The 16980-nt window shown below is 40.3% G+C and carries 12 protein-coding genes; 11 read left to right on the top strand and 1 reads right to left on the bottom strand.

Features of this window, described 5'->3' with window-relative positions; translation table 11 throughout:
- Positions 1-127: 127 nt before the first annotated feature.
- The 10 genes from U9Q77_06215 to U9Q77_06170 all read left to right on the top strand — a co-directional run bounded on the left by U9Q77_06215 (position 128) and on the right by U9Q77_06170 (position 13205).
- On the top strand, positions 128-1441 hold the full coding sequence (locus U9Q77_06215) for a UDP-glucose/GDP-mannose dehydrogenase family protein (GenBank protein ID MEA3286953.1): 1314 nt from the start codon (positions 128-130) through the stop codon (positions 1439-1441).
- Between the two features lie 433 nt (positions 1442-1874).
- Complete coding sequence (locus U9Q77_06210) at positions 1875-3182, top strand: nucleotide sugar dehydrogenase (GenBank protein MEA3286952.1); 1308 nt, start codon at positions 1875-1877, stop codon at positions 3180-3182.
- Positions 3182-4375 (top strand): SLBB domain-containing protein, encoded by a 1194-nt coding sequence (locus U9Q77_06205; protein ID MEA3286951.1) that lies wholly within the window; start codon positions 3182-3184, stop codon positions 4373-4375. The genes U9Q77_06210 and U9Q77_06205 overlap by 1 nt, the downstream gene beginning before the upstream one ends.
- Positions 4376-4552: 177 nt before the next feature.
- The gene (locus U9Q77_06200; protein ID MEA3286950.1) at positions 4553-5638 is read left to right on the top strand and encodes a Wzz/FepE/Etk N-terminal domain-containing protein; all 1086 of its coding nucleotides are present in this window, start codon (positions 4553-4555) and stop codon (positions 5636-5638) included.
- A 53-nt stretch (positions 5639-5691) separates the two neighbouring features.
- Entirely contained in the window at positions 5692-7155 is a 1464-nt protein-coding gene (locus U9Q77_06195; protein ID MEA3286949.1) for a lipopolysaccharide biosynthesis protein, read from the top strand.
- A 4-nt stretch (positions 7156-7159) separates the two neighbouring features.
- Positions 7160-8449 (top strand): O-antigen ligase family protein, encoded by a 1290-nt coding sequence (locus U9Q77_06190; GenBank protein ID MEA3286948.1) that lies wholly within the window; start codon positions 7160-7162, stop codon positions 8447-8449.
- An 8-nt stretch (positions 8450-8457) separates the two neighbouring features.
- Positions 8458-9591, top strand: a complete 1134-nt coding sequence (locus U9Q77_06185) for a glycosyltransferase family 4 protein (GenBank protein ID MEA3286947.1) — start codon at positions 8458-8460, stop codon at positions 9589-9591.
- A complete protein-coding gene (locus tag U9Q77_06180) occupies positions 9584-10735 on the top strand; it encodes a hypothetical protein (GenBank protein MEA3286946.1) in 1152 nt (383 codons plus the stop codon). The genes U9Q77_06185 and U9Q77_06180 overlap by 8 nt, the downstream gene beginning before the upstream one ends.
- Before the next feature lie 59 nt (positions 10736-10794).
- Complete coding sequence (locus tag U9Q77_06175) at positions 10795-11928, top strand: glycosyltransferase family 4 protein (protein ID MEA3286945.1); 1134 nt, start codon at positions 10795-10797, stop codon at positions 11926-11928.
- Between the two features lie 65 nt (positions 11929-11993).
- On the top strand, positions 11994-13205 hold the full coding sequence (locus tag U9Q77_06170; GenBank protein MEA3286944.1) for a glycosyltransferase family 4 protein: 1212 nt from the start codon (positions 11994-11996) through the stop codon (positions 13203-13205).
- Between the two features lies 1 nt (position 13206).
- On the opposite strand, the gene U9Q77_06165 is transcribed toward U9Q77_06170, so the two are convergent.
- Positions 13207-14766: a hypothetical protein gene (locus tag U9Q77_06165; GenBank protein ID MEA3286943.1), complete on the bottom strand. Its 1560-nt coding sequence runs from the start codon at positions 14764-14766 to the stop codon at positions 13207-13209.
- A gap of 597 nt (positions 14767-15363) precedes the next feature.
- Here U9Q77_06165 and U9Q77_06160 point away from each other — a divergent pair.
- Complete coding sequence (locus tag U9Q77_06160; protein MEA3286942.1) at positions 15364-16767, top strand: sugar transferase; 1404 nt, start codon at positions 15364-15366, stop codon at positions 16765-16767.
- Positions 16768-16980: the final 213 nt, after the last annotated feature.

The raw sequence follows: 16980 nt of genomic DNA, 5'->3' as shown, positions 1-16980 counted from the left end.
CTTGCTTGTAGTGGAGTGGATCCTGCGCCGTCGGAACGGTCTGTTATAGATGAATTTAACTTTGGGTCGATTGGCTTGTCGTCTATATTCCTGCGCTTTTTTGGAATTGTAATATTTTGAGGATTTTATGAGAAATATTTGTGTTATTGGTACAGGTTATGTTGGTTTGGTCAGCGGTGCTGGTCTGGCCGATTTTGGGAATGAGGTAATTTGTACCGATATTGATCAAACTAAGATCGAGTTGTTGAATCAGGGTGAGATTCCTATTTACGAACCCGGATTAAAAGAATTGGTTGACCGAAATGTATCAACAGGTCGTCTCACCTTCAGTGCGGATATAGGGACAGCAGTTCAACAATCCGAAGTTATCTTTATTGCTGTTGGCACGCCCATGGGGGATAATGGCAAAGCAGATATGAGAGCGGTTGAAGCCGTGGCTGAGACCATTGCACAAAACCTGAATGGTTATAAGGTGATCTGCACTAAAAGTACAGTTCCTGTTGGTACCGGTGCTCATTTGGCGGAACTGATCGCTTCCCGGCTGGATTCAGGAGAGAAATTTGATATTGTATCAAACCCTGAATTTCTCCGCGAAGGATCGGCAGTGAAGGATTTCCTCATACCGGATCGAATAGTCCTGGGTGTCAGCAGTGCCAGAGCTGAAACGGTTATGAGGGATGTTTATCGTCCTCTGTTTATCAATGAGACACCCCTGGTGATGACCAATGTTCCCTCATCAGAGATGATCAAATACGCCTCAAATGCTTTTTTGGCCGTGAAGATATCATTCATCAATGAAGTAGCAAATCTGGCTGATAAAGTGGGGGCGGATGTGCATACCATTGCCAGAGCCATGGGGCTGGATGGCCGGATCAGTTCAAAATTCCTGCATCCCGGACCTGGTTATGGGGGCAGTTGTTTCCCCAAGGATACAGAAGCCCTGGTTCACACTGGTGAGCAACATGGCGTACAGTTTCAGGTTGTTCAGGCAGCTATTGAGGCGAATAAGGCTCAGCGTGATGTCATTCTGGATAAAACAAGAGAGTTGTTACCAGACATGGACGGGAAAATTGTTGCCGTGCTTGGTCTGGCTTTCAAGGCCAATACAGATGATGTGCGTGATACACCCGCTGTTGAGATCATTCAGGGTCTGGAAGCAGCCGGAGCAGTGGTGCGGGCTTATGACCCTATTGCAGCTGAGAATATGAAGCGATTCTTTTTTCCTGATCTGGATACTCGCAACACGGTTGATGACACGATTCAGGGAGCGGATCTGGTCATAATTCTGACTGAGTGGAACGAATTGCGCGGTCTGGGTCTAGCAGCCCTAAAGCAGAAAATGAAGTCACCAAATATTGTGGATGCGCGGAATATTTTAAGCGTGGACCAATTAAAGAAATTGGGTTTTAACTATCGCAATGTCGGGCGAAGCAGGGTTTAGTTTGAAAATAGAAAATTGAAAATTGAAAATTGAAAATTGAAAATTGACGCCCTTGCAAAAAGCATTTAAAAAAACATGAATATCGACTTAACTACAATATTCTTAACAGGTTACGGAAATATGGCGTATGTTTATGATAATCAATACTTTGCGTCATTTCGATGAACTCAATACAACGCTCTGCGTGCTCTGCCTGCCCGCACGAAGTTATACGCAGGCGGGCGAGAGGTGCTTTTTGCGAGGCCGTCAAAATTGAAAATAGAAAACTTGTCCAATGTGGCTCAAAGCGCATAGTTGGATGGGAAAAAAAGATAAACAACTTTGAATGACCAAACTCAAAAGACCATACACATCATCACACATCAAAACTTTGTGAAACTTGGTGTCTTCGTGTCTTTGTGGGAAAAAATATTTAAGATAAAATGGGGCTGAAATGCAGGATTTATTAAAACGAGTAGAGAAAAAAGAGTTCACAGTTGGTGTGATCGGTCTGGGTTATGTGGGATTACCCCTGGCTGTTGAATTTGGGAATGCCGGAATTCGAACCATTGGTATAGACATAGATTCCAAACGGGTCGCTCGACTCAATGAGGGCGATAACTATATCCAGGATGTAAAAGATGCTGAGCTGAAAGCTCTGGTGGATAATGGCACCTTTACTGCCACCACTGACTTCTCCAGCATCAAACACATCGATGCGGTTTGTATTGCTGTTCCCACTCCCCTGAGCAAGACCAAAGACCCGGATATTACCTATATCCTTTCCGTCAATGAGCAACTTGAGAAGTATATTCACAAAGGCTTGATTGTCATATTGGAGAGTACGACTTATCCCGGTACCACCCGTGAACTGATCCAGCCGGCTCTGGAAGCATCTGGCTTGAAGGTTGGTACGGATATCTTCCTGCTTTTCTCCCCGGAGCGAGTTGATCCTGGAAATCCGGTTTATCATACAACAAATACGCCTAAAGTGATCGGTGGGGTCACAGAGAACTGTCTTGAGATGGGGATGGCTGTTTATGCGCATATCATGGATGAACTGGTCCCGGTCTCCTCACCTGAAGCCGCTGAACTGACCAAGTTGCTGGAGAACACCTTCCGCAGTATCAATATTGGATTAGCCAACGAGATGGCCATCATGTGTGCCAAGTTGGGTGTTAATGTGTGGGAAGTGATTGATGCGGCTGCTACCAAGCCTTTTGGCTTTATGAAATTTACGCCTGGTCCCGGACTGGGAGGTCACTGTATCCCCATTGATCCGCATTACTTGTCCTGGAAGATGCGCACCCTGGATTACCGTGCTCGTTTCATTGAACTGGCCAGTGAGATCAATGCCGCCATGCCTGAGTATGTGATTGAGTTGGTGAGTGATGGCCTAAATCAGGACTCAAAAAGTATCAATGGCTCAACCATTCTGTTATTGGGTATGGCTTACAAACCTGACATTGATGATGTCCGTGAATCTCCTGCTTTGGATGTCTATGCTTTGTTGGAGGCTAAAGGTGCTGCTGTGAAGTTTAATGATCCCTATGTGGCTCAGATCAAGTTCGATTCCCGGATGGAAGCATCCGTTGCTCTGGATCTGGACAGTATAGATCGGTATGATTGTGTGGTGATTACCACCAACCATTCTGAGTATGATATCAAGGCTATTGTCAAACAGTCCAAGTTGGTGATCGATACCAGGAATGCCACTGCCGGGATGCCGGATGACAATATTATTCGATTAGGAGCCTCCTGATGCGTTTTTATATGAGAACGATAACTCTACTGATCCTTATAGCCACTCTTTTTGGGCAGGATTATGGGCGGATGCAGGCACCTGGAACTGAAAGTGGATCCAGCGAAGTACAGGCTGCAATAGCACTCAAAGAGGAAGCTTTTGCTTTAGAACGAATCATTGATCCGGATCAATATATTTTAGGTCCAGGTGACAAAATTGGACTAAATATTCAGGCATCTATCAATCATACACTCCCGCTTACAATTACACCCACGGGGGATTTATTTATTCCCAGTGTTGGCGTTTGTCATGTTTCTGGCTATACACTTACTGCAGGCACTGAAGTGGTACGGAAATATGTGCTTGACCAGGCATATCCTACAGCTCAGATCAATATGGCACTTGTTAGTCCGAGACACTTTTTACTGCAAGTAAGTGGTGCAGTAAGAAAACCGGGATTTGTGATAGTTACCCCTTTATCCAGATTGGATGAAGTAATCGAAAAAGCTGGTAAATTTCACCAGCTGGCAAAGGAGTTTGAGATTTTGGTGACTAGATCCGACGAAAAACAAGAGTTGGTGAATTTTCATAAATATGTTTTAGGTGGCAATCTAAATTCAAATCCTACCTTTTTAGAAGGAGATAGAGTTAGTATTCCATTCGGTGATCTGGAGAAGAGTGGAATTGTCGTACGTGGTTCAGTTGGAGGCGGTGGTTATGATATTATTTCTGAGAGTGAAACATTAGGAAATTATATCAAACGGAAAGTACGCTTTGGTAAAAATGCAGATCTTAGAAATGTCACATTGACACGAACTATAGATAATGCAATCGTTCATTTGGTAATTGCTCCCAATAATTTCGACAAAACAGTATTAAAAGCCCAGGATGAGATAAATTTTTTATGGGAACGGGGGGTCATGGTCAATGGTTTTGTGCAAACACCGGGCGGTTTTTCCTTCTATCCAGGTTATTCTGTAGCTGATTATATAAGCCTTGCTGGCGGTAACTCTATCAATGGAGACCCAAGGCGGGTGAAGGTTATTCACCAAGATGGAGTGAATGAATATGGTGATGAAGTGATCGTTATGAGAGGTGATGTCATTTATGTTCCCAGAACACGGAAAGACATTTTCATTGGAAATTCGAGTATTTTAGGAGTATTAACTGCCCTAGCGACTGTTTATCTCACCTTTTTAGCTGTAAAGTGAAAAAGTATAGTTATTTCACATATCAAAACAGGATAACAGGAACTTTAGAAAGTGGTTAGATTGTAAACACACCTATTACCGGAAACATTCACTTGAACTCAAGTTGTTTATCAGGATGTTATTAGTTACCAATAGAGTGTTAATTAGATCATAAAGATCGTGAAAGAGAATAAGTACATGAACTTACTTGAAATATTTTCAACAATAGCTAAGTACAAGAAAGTAATAGTCGTTAATTTTATCATTGTGGCCACTTTGTCAGCAACTATCAGTCTTCTTCTTCCCAAATGGTATAGGTCAACTGTTTTAATAATGCCACCTGCAAGCCAATCACCACTGGGATCAATTGGGGTTTTAGGAAATATTGCGCTTGGTGGGATCCTCAGCGGAGGTGACGAAAACCAGAACAGATTCATTGCAATTCTAAAGAGTCGAAGGCTACTTACCGATGTGGTTGATAAGTTTGACCTGTGGAAAATTTATGATACAGATACTTATGAAAATGCACTGGCTGCGCTTCAGGGGAACATGAAAATAGAGATTGGGGATGAAATGCAGATAAAAGTTTCATTGTTCGATCAAGACCAGGAAGGAGTAGCTAACATATTAAACTATGCTATTAACAGATTAGATAGTATTAATATCGACCTGGCAACCCAGAAGGCGCACAACAATAGAATATTCATTGAAAGCAGGTTATTCGATGTGATTGACTCTTTAGCATATCTAGAAAATGATTTCATCAGTTTTCTGGAAATTAATGGAGTTTTAAGTCTACCTGATCAAATAACTGCCGGGATTACCCAGGCGGGAGAATTAAAGTCAATTATTACTCAGAAAGAAATTGAGTTAGCCGTATCTAAACAAGTATTAGACTCAGAAAATCCAACAATAACGCGTTTGAACATAGAGATACAAGTTTTACAAAAAAAATATGATGAGTATTTTAGCGAAAGGAATCTAAAGGATTTATTCCCGAACTTTAATGATATTCCAAGTTTACAGCTAAGTATTGAAAGAATTTCACGCAAGATAAAATATCACACAACAGTTTTAGAATTCCTAGGACCACAGTATGAACAGGCAAAGATCGAAGAAATAAAGAATGTTTCAACCGTGCAAGTATTGGATTGGGGTGCTCGTCCTGAGAAAAGAAGTAGGCCACACCGAACGCTTATTGTCCTAGTCTCAACGATGTTGTCCACTCTGCTATTAGCTTATGGATTGATTGTGTACGAAAAATATACTACCAGCAAAAAATAGGTAATAAGCATATCATTAATAATTAATCTTAATTCTGACAGAACTTAAAGATCGTGTTAAAGAAAATTGTAATCGATGCTTTAAAATATACTCCCACCAAGATTATTCCGGCTTTAATAAGCATCCTTATAATACCAATCTTAACCCACATGTTCTCGCCAGAACAATATGGGTATCTGGGTGTTTCGCTTTCTGCCATATCCTTATTGAGCATTCTAACAGCTGGTTGGACGGTCAATTCAAACTTACGTTTTTATGAGCAACGTAAAAATGAAGGATCGGAAATATCTCATATACAGTCTTTGATCTTTATTTCTGTTTTGTTATCAGGTTTTGTCTCCATTCTTTCATTCATTATTCTAAAAATCTTATTTCACTATACTATTATTCCTGAGGGCTTAAATAAATACACAAACAGCACTGTACTACTCCTTTTTTTAAATCCAGTTGTGGCAATTATTCTTTCTTTCTATCGAATGCAGGGAAAAACCACTGGTTATACGCTAATTGATGTATCTTTTAATACTGGTAAGTACATAATTGGACTAACCTTAATTGCATTAATGCCATTGTACTTCGGACTTGAAGCCATAATTCTTGGTGGTATTGGAGCAGCGATTATCATTATAACACTGCTTTTATTTAAAAGCGGATTTCAGCAAATCAGCTTAAATATACAAAAAGTAAACTTCCTGAAAGAATATTGGTATTACGGATATCCATTTATCATCGTTTTGCTTTCAAACTGGGTAATTACTCTGGCAACGCGTAACTTACTGTTAATCTTGCGCCCAGAGTATCCATATGAAGTTGGGTGGTTTACTGTTAGTCAAAATATCGTTGATAGATCCTTGCGTATTTTGTTTCAGCTATTAATGCTGGCTGCTTTGCCTGTTATCTACCGGACTTGGGAGAATGAAGGACCTAGTGTCACCAGAAAGTTATTATCAACAATCACAAAATATTATGTTACAATATTTGCACCAATCGTTCTGTGGCTTTCATTAACAGCACAAACAATATTTCAGGTTGTCACTGGCGAACAATATTGGGATGGATACGTAGCTGTACCGTGGTTAGCCACGGGTATATTCCTAGTAGGGTTGAACCAGTATTTTGTGCTACCGATCACGCTTAAGAAAAAAAGTAAATTGTTGGGAAAAATAACTGCTGGTTCAGCGCTTATCGGTCTGGTCCTGAATATAGTTTTGATAAAAACCATGGGCTTTATTGGAGGTTCTATCTCAATATTCATCACATTTGGTCTATTTACATCAATAACACTTTATTATTCAAATAATATTCTACCATTCACATTCAGTATTAAGCACTTGGCGAAACTCGCACTAGCACTTGCATTAATGGGGATATCCGTATTTTATTCATTAAACATATTCTTGAATCCCATTGCCAAGTTAGGATTGAGTTTTGTCGTTGGCTCCGCCATTTATGTAATTGTGTCATGGATTCTTAAAATAATTAATCTAAAAAGTGATTTCCAACAGCCAAGTAGTTGAAAATATGAAAATAATATCATCCATAGATAAAAAAGTAATAGTATTGGTGATCGTGTTAGACATAATAGCTATTGGCATTGGCATTCTTCCTATTGCCTGGGCCATGCTAATAGGTGTAGGGGCAATTGGTTTGGTTTTTATCACACACTTTCCCTTATTTGGAATCTCGATCTTTTTAGTTGGGAGCTATTTATTTTCGTTCTTTATCGGAGAGAGTCAAATAATCACTATTGTTCTTGTCGCAATAGCTTTAACGGGTACGACATTGTACTATATCGATCGAAATATTCCATATCGCAATTTGCAAAATGATTATGCCACACTTTCATTTGTATTGTTCTCAGGTTTACTCATAGTGGGTTTCTTTTATACACCCAATAAAGTTTATGCGGTTTCAAAAATATACCGCTATTTTATGTTTAATTCACTAGCATTTATGATTCCGTTCATATTCAGCGACGATATAAAATCACTAAAAAAACTGTATGCAAATATTTTTTATGTCGCACTTGGTTTAGTCATTTTATCAAGCATATTGATACTTTCTACCAATAGTTACACTTACTCAAGATTTAATCTGGATGGGAGAATGAATCCCATCTGGATTGCCAGAATAATTGGTGTTGGTATTCTGATCAGCCTGTACTATTTACAGCAAATACGTGATAGGAAGACAAAAAGTGGCTTAGTCCTATACATCTTTATTGGACTATGGATAATAGTGTTAACCGGATCTAGAGCTCCAATAATTGCTCTTCTTGTTAGTGCCATGGTATTTATGATGTTCATTCAGAAGCGCTCTCATAAATTTAAAATTCTGACGATTGCCGGGGCATTATCCTTCTCAACCATATTATTGATGTTGATTCCATCTACAGTAATCATGAGTAAATACACAACAATAGGTTCTAAAGTTTCAGTATTACAAAGATTTGCTCTGTGGGAAAAGGCAATAGAGATTTCTTTTGATAATCCCTTTATTGGAAAGGGAACCGGAGGGTTTCAATTACATAGTTTGGGGTTCTCAAAATATCCACATAATATTTTCTTGGAAACAAGTTCAGAATTAGGTCTCATTGGTCTTGTGATCATGATTTCTTTCTTTTTTCGCCCATTTTGGGATATTCCACAAATGTTTGATAAGGATAGAGCTTTTAGTGTTTTAATGCTATCACTGTGGGTTTTTGTTTCATTCAATGCACAATTTAGTGGGGATGTTACTGGAAATTACTTGGTCTGGTTTTTCATAGGAAGCTGGATTGTACTTTCATCGGAGAAGGTAAAAGTTGTATGAAAATATGTATGTTACTGATGAATGAGTTTACTCAAGATTTGCGGGTGCAAAAGGAAGGCATAAGTTTGATTAACGACCAACAGGAAGTTGTCATTATTGCCCTCAAAGATAAATATACTAAAAGAAATGAAAATCGAAATGGTATCTCAGTTTATCGCATGAGCATATCCACAAGATGGCTTCCCAAGAATTACTTCTTTTGGTTCATAAAATATATTGAATTTATGATCAGGTCGATTATCGCCGGCGTGCGAGTTTCATCACAGGCAGTCCATGCTCATGATCTTAATACTTTATTTATTGGATGGGTTGTAAAGAAAATACGTCGTATTCCCTTAGTCTATGATTCACACGAATTATACATTGATAGAATCACAAATCCTTTGGCCTTTAGATTGTGGAAAACTATAGAATCTTTTGCTATTAAGCAGGTTGACCGTGCGTATGCAGAAAATGTGTCTCGCGCTCAAGTATTAGAACAAAGATATAATGTCACAGGGATTTTGCCTTTACGTAATTGCCAACATCTGAATCTTACACCCAAAAATGATTATTTGCGAAAAAAACTAAATATTAAGTTAAATCAAAAAATAATACTGTACCAGGGACTGGTTACTAGGCTTAGAGGTGTAGATAAGCTTATAGAGATGATGAGATTCCTTCCAAGAGAATCGTATTGCCTAGTCATTATTGGGCCAGGTAAGTTTGTTGATCAGGCCAAGGTAATTATTAAGCAGGATAAGTTGCATAATATCCATGTTATTGGCAATGTTGCACTCGAAGAGCTTCCTCGTTACACGGCTTCAGCTGATCTTGGCATTTCCCTCATCCAAAATGTTAATAAAAATCACTACTACGCCCTATCGAATAAAATATTTGAATATTTATCGGCAGGACTTCCAATAGTGTTCAGTAATTTTCCTGAAATGAAGAGGGTTATCGAAGAAGAACAGGTTGGCTATGTAGTGGATGAGACCAACCCAGAACAAGCCGCAACTGCAGTAAGAAAGATATTGGAAGACACAACTCTCTATGAACAGATGGTTAACAGAGCATACGGTTGTGTTAAGGAAAAGTATAACTGGGATAATGAGGTACAAGATCTCATGTATTATTACCGCAGAGTTGACAATAATGAGTGATTTTGAAAAGAGCTTGGCTGGCATTGAGAAGTGGTTCAAGGAGAATCCTTATTACGGATATGACCCATTTGATGTAAAAGGGCATCCACTTACACTCAATTTACAGAAATATTCAATTCTACGGAAAGCCTCAAATATTGTCTTTGAGGTTGCCCCCAGATTATCTCGGCAAGTGTTAGGTGTAAAATCATCTATCAACCATAAGGGTATTGGATTAATTGCCACTGCAAACCTTATTAGGTATCGAGAGAGTGGTGCTCAGCACTATTTGGATTGCGCTGAGGAGTATCTACGATATCTTATGAAAAATAGATCATCTGATTATCCGGGGTATTCCTGGGGTTATCCTTTTGATTGGCAGAGTAAAATTCTGATACCAGCTGGCACTCCATCAGTTGTTGTCACAGTTTTAGTTGGTGAAGCATTCCTTACTTATAAAGAAATTACTAACTCCTCTGAATATGACGACGTTATTAAAGGAATCTCTAAGTTTATTACTCATGGTCTCAATGTTAGTACAAGAGAAGCTGGAATTTGCTTTAGTTATACTCCATTGGACAATTATTTGGTACACAATGCAAATATGTTTGCCGCATATTATCTAATTCGAACGGGCATAAAATATGATAATGTGGATTGGGTTTTCAAAGGCAAAGCAGCCTTGATGTTTACACTATCAGAACAACAGCATGATGGTGGGTTTACTTATTGGGGGAAAGAAATCGCACCACCATTTATCGACAATTTCCATACTGGTTATGTGCTTCGGATGTTACATAGAATTAATAAATTAGACCCAATGCTTGAAATATCTAAAGCTATTGAATTAGGTGTGGAATATTATATCAACCGATTATTCAGAAATAATTTTCCGCTTCGGGCATTAAATTCAATATACCCAATTGATATTCACACTGTTAATGAGATTCTACTGGTATATAGCGAGCTGGAAGAATATCGAACTAAACTAGAACCAACTTTTAAAAAAACATTAGACTATTTATTATGCTCAATGCAAGGTCCTGTAGGGGTATTTCACTATCGGCATTATTTTCTGTTTAAAGTGAAAACACCCTTTTTTCGATGGTCACAAGCATGGACCTATTTGAGCTTAGCTACTTTACGTGATCAAGGTTTGGTATGATGCAAATTCTGATGCTTTTGCAGACATCGTTTCCCCCTGACATCAGAGTGGAAAATGAGGTGCTAAGCCTACAAAATAATGGGTATAAAGTTCATTTATTGTGCAGTAATAAAGGGAAGGACTTGGTCTACGAATCGTGGAACGGCTCCACAATCCATCGCTTGCTCAAACCGGGTAAAAGCAATTTTATAAATAGTACACTCCAATTACCGGTTTTTCTGAATCTTCTATGGCTCATCCGTAGTATTTCATTGATTAATAAATATGATATTAAAGTAGTGCATGTACATGATCTGCCTCTGACACCAATTGCCCTATATTTAAAATACTTTCAGAAGGTAAAAATAATTTATGATATGCATGAAAACTATCCGGCGGCACTCCGGGTCTGGAAGAAGACAGGCCTCGAATACTGGCTGAAGCATCCCGAGGTTTTTAAATATATTGAACAAGTTATTATTCCTAGGTTTGATAGACTCATCGCTGTGGTTGATGAAAATCGTCATCGGATTCTGGGTGAGTATAATGTGCCTGAAGAGAAAATTTATGTTGTAAGCAATTATGTTAATTTGAACACCTTTGTTGCAGATACTCCATACCCGGATGTCCTGTTTCCTGTAGATGTAAAAGTATTCTTATATACTGGCGGGCTTGACGTTCACCGAGGTATAGACATCACGATAGAGGCTTTTCAAAAATTATCTAAGAATCATGATGATATCCTACTTTTAGTTGTTGGTGGAGGGAAATCCGCTGCAGGTAAACGGACTGAATTAGAATTGCGATCATTGGTTGATGCTGATCCTCTGTTTAGTGAGAAGGTGATTATAACTGGCTGGATAGATATAAAATATATTCCCTGGCTCATCAAACAGAGTGATTTTTGTCTGCTTCCGCAGGGGGCTAATGACCATACTAATACCACCATCCCGCATAAAATATTTCAATATATGAGTTTTGGAAAACCAGTAATTGCTGCAGATGCCACACCGGTGAAAAGGTTTCTAGCTGAATCAGGAGGCGGGGTCACTTTCATTTCGGACGATAGTGAGAACTACCACGAGGTGTTGGAAATGGTCCTGAACATGGATTACGCTAAAATGAGTTATTTTGCACGGGAAAAGACCAAGGAATCATATACCTGGGCTATCGCTGAGAGGGAGCTGCTGGCTCTATATGCCTCCCTCCACTAAAAATCATACCAACTTTCTCGTTTTACTTGCTTGAATTGTGAAAATATGATTTACGACAATAATTTATGAAAATATTGATTATCACCCAATACTACCCTCCTGAAATTGGCGCAGCTGCCACCCGTTGGAGTGAATACGCCGGGATTATGACCTCACGGGGGCATCAGGTTACTGTGTTAAGTGAACTGCCAAATTATCCATCTGGTACTATTGCTGCGGGTTATCCCAAATTCAAATATTTTACGGAAGAAAGCACAGACCCGCTACTCAGGGTTATTCGAACACCCGTCTGGGCTAATCCTCGAAAAACCACTTTGCAGCGCCTGGGTTTCTTTATCAGCTTTATGATCTCTGCTACGCTCAGGGCACTCTTGCTTCCCCAATATGATCTGATCATTGTTTCCAGCCCACCATTATTTGTTGGTTTGATCGCAACATTTCTGAGACCATTCAAAAAGGCAAAATATGTTTTAGACCTACGAGATATCTGGCCTGAATCAGCCCAGGTTCTGGGTGAGATAAAATCTGAGCGAATGCTATCATTTGGGCGGTTTCTAGAAAGAATGGTCTATCGATCAGTCGATGCCTTTTTCCTGGCAGTTCCCGGGTTTCGGAAATATTTGGCTGGTCGACATCCAGCCCAGGCAGCTAAACTAAAATTGAACCTAATGAACGGTGTTAGCAAGACCTTCATCGATCTGGTCAGCAATAGAACAACGTCTAACAATAAGAAATTTACTGTTCTGTTTAGTGGTAATATTGGTCTGGCCCAGGGACTTGAAACGGTTCTGGAAGCAGCTAAATCATTACTCCCTACAGATATCATAATCAAGATCATTGGTGATGGTGCCAAGCGGGATGCTTTAATGCTACAAGCGGAATCCATGCGTTTAAGTAATGTTACCTTTATCTCATCAATGTCTCGGGAGTTGCTGGCTGACCAGATATTATCCGCTGATATTTGTCTCGTACCTTTGATCAAAAGCCCCCTTTTTCTTAACGCAATTCCTTCAAAGATGTTAGAATATATGGCTGCTGGGAAACCAGTGATCGTAGGAATCAAGGGCGAGGTTGAGAAGCTTTTGTCAGACTCAGGAGCTGGGGTCAGCATAGATCCAGAGAACTCTAGCCACCTGACTGAAATGATTCTTGAATATAAAAATAGCCCTGAACGTGTCAAAGCCGAGGGACTATCTGGGAGTGAGTATATTCAAGCCAAAATGACTAAAGAGGTTATGCTTGAGCAAGCCATGGTTGGCTTGTTTGAAGACAAATAGGTCACCAGTCCAGCTTTACACCCACTTCATACAAGGTACCGTTCATGATTGCCACATTCATTTGCACCGTGCGGGACAAGTAATAATTCATAGCTATGCTTGATCTGGTCTCCGTTTCCAGCTCTCCGCTCAGGAAATTGCCATCCTCTTCATCGAAGGCTCCCCGCTCTGTGTAGCTGGTCAACACATCAGCACCTGGGTCATTCCCTCTAGTGAGAAGATTTATTTCAGCTTGTATGAATAATTTCGGTCCGAACAGCCAATTTGCTGACATGCTCAAGCGGGTAGTATTGGGACCATCTTGCAGCCCCAGCAACCGGCCTGCTGAGGTGTAGCTGTTAACCGGATTCAAATGGGAATAGGTCCAGGGTCTGGCGGCTGTATACTCGATGTTTACAGATGGCAGGTTTGCAACTGGAAAGTAGGTTGCTCCCAGTTGGAAGACAAATTTGTTGCCCCACCAACCCGAGAAAAGCTTCCAGAAGTCCAATTCATCAAAAAACCAGGTACCATAGCTGGTCAAACCTGGCAACACACGCCATTTAAAATCAATGGCCATGAGTTTATTGTCCAGATCGCCCTGAACGTGCTCCTCAGCAAACAGAAAGTTAACCGGGTTCAGATACCCCAACTCAAAATCACGATAGGCATAGATCACCATTTCATTAAAGGCAAACTCAAAATTGGGGCTAATGTCAAATTCAACACGCTGAGCAGATAAATTTCGACGGATATTCAATGTGTCAGAAACCGGGCTTTCATTGGGGGTTAATCTGGCGTGGATGAATTTAAATCTTAAATGAGCCATCTCGGTGGTCCACTGCAAATGGGGCAAGGGGGCTGTGTTATCAGAAAGTATGGGTGAATTTGCAGGAGAATAACCCCAGTAAACCGGTTGACGATGGATGCCCAGCGAGAAATCAGCAGGAGTATAGACCAGGGATGAGACGGGGTAGCCCCAGTTGATCCATTCCATATAATCACGTTTCAGGATGTAGCCTTCCTTATAGTTGTCAGGTAATTCAGTGAATTCATCATTTTTTGTGATCCGGTGAAAATCATACTGGGTCGTAAAGTCAATACTGCCCTTTTGGCCGAAAATGGCCAGGTGGTCGGTATAGTAACCCCGCGTGGATTTCCCATTATTTTGAACCCGAAAAGTTTCGGACCAATTGATCCAGCCCTGGGTGTTGTCGCTTTTATAGGTCATGAAAAATGGCTTAACCCCGGGGGTATCGGGGTGACGTAAACCGGAAAGATTGGATTTGCTCCAGGGGAAAGTGATCCCGTCTTCAGTAAACTCACGGTTAAATTCTTTAACATACCACTTCAGGATACTCTGATCCCGTAACGTGAGGTGCTCTTTATTACTGGCTATTTCTGCGAGCATATCGTTGATCTGGTTGAAGGTGTAGGGACGCGTACTCCAGTACTCAGCATGGATGTGACCCAGACTTTCCTGTCGCTCCAGGAAATGATATACGGGATGGTCAGTAACGAAGGGAACATTTTGAGCCAGTAGACCTTGAAAGATCAGTAATAATAGGGCAAGTTTTTTCATCCTGAAAAATAAACCGGCTTAAGACAGAAACTAATGTTGTCATGATTTTTTTTACTTCATCATAATAATGCTTACCTAGATACAATCATTGAGATTTGAGATCAATAAAATATTCTGGGGTGCAAAGGTATAAAGGTATAAGGGTTATAGAGGCTGTGTGAGAATAAGGACAACGCTTACCCCATGCTTTAGCATGGGGGTATGATAACCTACTGTATCCTTGGGCTTTAGCCCAGTATTGTTGGGCTAAAGCCCTCCTTTTTAAGGTTTTTATAACCCCCAGGCTGAAGCATGGGGTAAGTATCATCATTAACAGCACCATAGGTAGACAACTAAAGCTAATGTTAGAAAGTAATTATTCCGGCGCAATGAAGTTTTCATACAGTCTCTATATCCCTAATATCCTCGTCTCCAGGTACGCATTTGGGGGAAGAGCCTTTTTCAACTTCACTAAATCAGGTCATGCTGGCATCTTGAATCATCAAAATTTTGAATTGACCGTTAACTTTGAATCTGATTAAGAGAGTTTATATTCATTCCGTTTTTTGGGTAGTAGTTGCCTGAATGATTAACTCATAAAGGAAGTTTGATAGCAGTATGCCTCGTTGGTTAGAAAGAATTCTACTTATAATTGCTGATCTCATTGGGATCAACTTGAGCTTTTTGATCATTTTTATGCTCAGATTCGAATCCGGGATGTATGAGAATACGATTCAGCTGATATGGTCAGATATGCAATTCCCAGCCATCCTGCTGTCAGTGTTCTGGCTGTCGCTCTTTTTGTCGAATGGACTTTATAAGATCCAAAGGGTAGCCTCCAGATCTGATGAGTTGATCAATATTGTCAAATTTGTTTTTGTCGGTGTTTTCCTGCTTTATCTGCTAACTGTGGATCTTGATAATCCGGTCACTTTTGGGAAGAGTGTGCTTCTATTCTATGGGATATCATTGATCATTTGGATCAGCATTGGGCGGTTGATCATTCGCTCAACTCACCTCAATCTACTTGAAAAGGGTAAAGGCCTGGCTCCCACATTGATCGTTGGTCTGAATAGGCGAGGACTGATGGTTCAGGACGCTTTCTTTAATCGGCCCAGATCCGGTTATAAACCAGTTGGTTTCATTAAAATTGATGGAGAAGACTGGGTGGAAGAAGAATGGCTTCAAATTCCTGTTCTAGGCAAGCTTGAAGATATTTCAGATGTGATCCAGAACCAGGATATTGGAGAAGTGATCCTGGCATTGGACCATAATCATCACGATCAAACCGTGGATATTATTCGACTACTCCAGCATCATAAGGTCGGGATAAAAACCAATCCTGATATGCATGATGCCATATCCGGTTTTGCCCGGACCCAGCAGCTTCATGGAATACCCCTGATAGATATCATGCCGAACTATATGCCGCTTTGGGAACGAATTGTTAAGCGACTTTTTGACCTTACCGTGGCTTCCCTCGTATTGATCCTGACCGCTCCATTTCTGCTAATCATTGCCATGTTCATCAAGTTCAACTCAAAAGGTCCTGTTTTATTTGCTCAGGAACGGGTGGGCAGAGATGGAAAACTTTTTAAGGTGATCAAGTTCCGCACCATGATCCAGGACGCTGAGGCAGAAACGGGACCGGTATGGGCTACCGAAAATGACCCCCGCATTACCAGTGTGGGTCGGATAATGCGTCATTTGCGTCTGGATGAGTTGCCCCAGGCCATCAACGTTCTGAAAAATGAGATGAGTCTGGTGGGTCCACGACCAGAGCGTGAGTTTTTTGTAAAACAGATCACAGAGCTGTACCCATTGTATCCTCGTAGACATCAGGTGAAACCAGGCATTACTGGCTGGGCTCAGGTAAAACAGGGGTATGACACCACTCTGGAGGCTTCACGTCTAAAATTAAAGTATGATCTTTTCTACCTGGAGAATATTTCTTTAAGGCTGGATCTCAAGATCATTATGTATACAGTGTACGTGATGTTTACCGGGTCGGGGAGTAGGTAGATATAGTTAAAAATATAAATTATAAATTATGAATTACAAATTATGAATTACAAATTACAAATTACAAATTAGAAATTAGAAATTAGAAATTGACGAAACCGCTAGAAGTATCTGAGAATTCATGAAATGTGCCCTAAAACCATTAAATACAACCATATATAGTGAATACTCCTAAATCCATATATATCAACACTTTGCGTCTTTGCGTTCTCT

The sequence above is a fragment of the Candidatus Neomarinimicrobiota bacterium genome (assembly GCA_034716895.1).
GTDB lineage: Bacteria > Fidelibacterota > UBA8477 > UBA8477 > JABMPR01 > JABMPR01.
Note: the sequence above shows the minus strand (reverse complement) of the source record. Positions and strands in the feature narration are given on the sequence as shown.

Coding starts and splice junctions, on each gene's coding strand:
- U9Q77_06215 (MEA3286953.1), top strand. CDS start 128: ATGAGAAATATTTGTGTTATTGGTACAGGTTATGTTGGTTTGGTCAGC.
- U9Q77_06210 (MEA3286952.1), top strand. CDS start 1,875: ATGCAGGATTTATTAAAACGAGTAGAGAAAAAAGAGTTCACAGTTGGT.
- U9Q77_06205 (MEA3286951.1), top strand. CDS start 3,182: ATGCGTTTTTATATGAGAACGATAACTCTACTGATCCTTATAGCCACT.
- U9Q77_06200 (MEA3286950.1), top strand. CDS start 4,553: ATGAACTTACTTGAAATATTTTCAACAATAGCTAAGTACAAGAAAGTA.
- U9Q77_06190 (MEA3286948.1), top strand. CDS start 7,160: ATGAAAATAATATCATCCATAGATAAAAAAGTAATAGTATTGGTGATC.
- U9Q77_06185 (MEA3286947.1), top strand. CDS start 8,458: ATGTTACTGATGAATGAGTTTACTCAAGATTTGCGGGTGCAAAAGGAA.
- U9Q77_06180 (MEA3286946.1), top strand. CDS start 9,584: ATGAGTGATTTTGAAAAGAGCTTGGCTGGCATTGAGAAGTGGTTCAAG.
- U9Q77_06170 (MEA3286944.1), top strand. CDS start 11,994: ATGAAAATATTGATTATCACCCAATACTACCCTCCTGAAATTGGCGCA.
- U9Q77_06165 (MEA3286943.1), bottom strand. CDS start 14,766: ATGAAAAAACTTGCCCTATTATTACTGATCTTTCAAGGTCTACTGGCT.
- U9Q77_06160 (MEA3286942.1), top strand. CDS start 15,364: ATGCCTCGTTGGTTAGAAAGAATTCTACTTATAATTGCTGATCTCATT.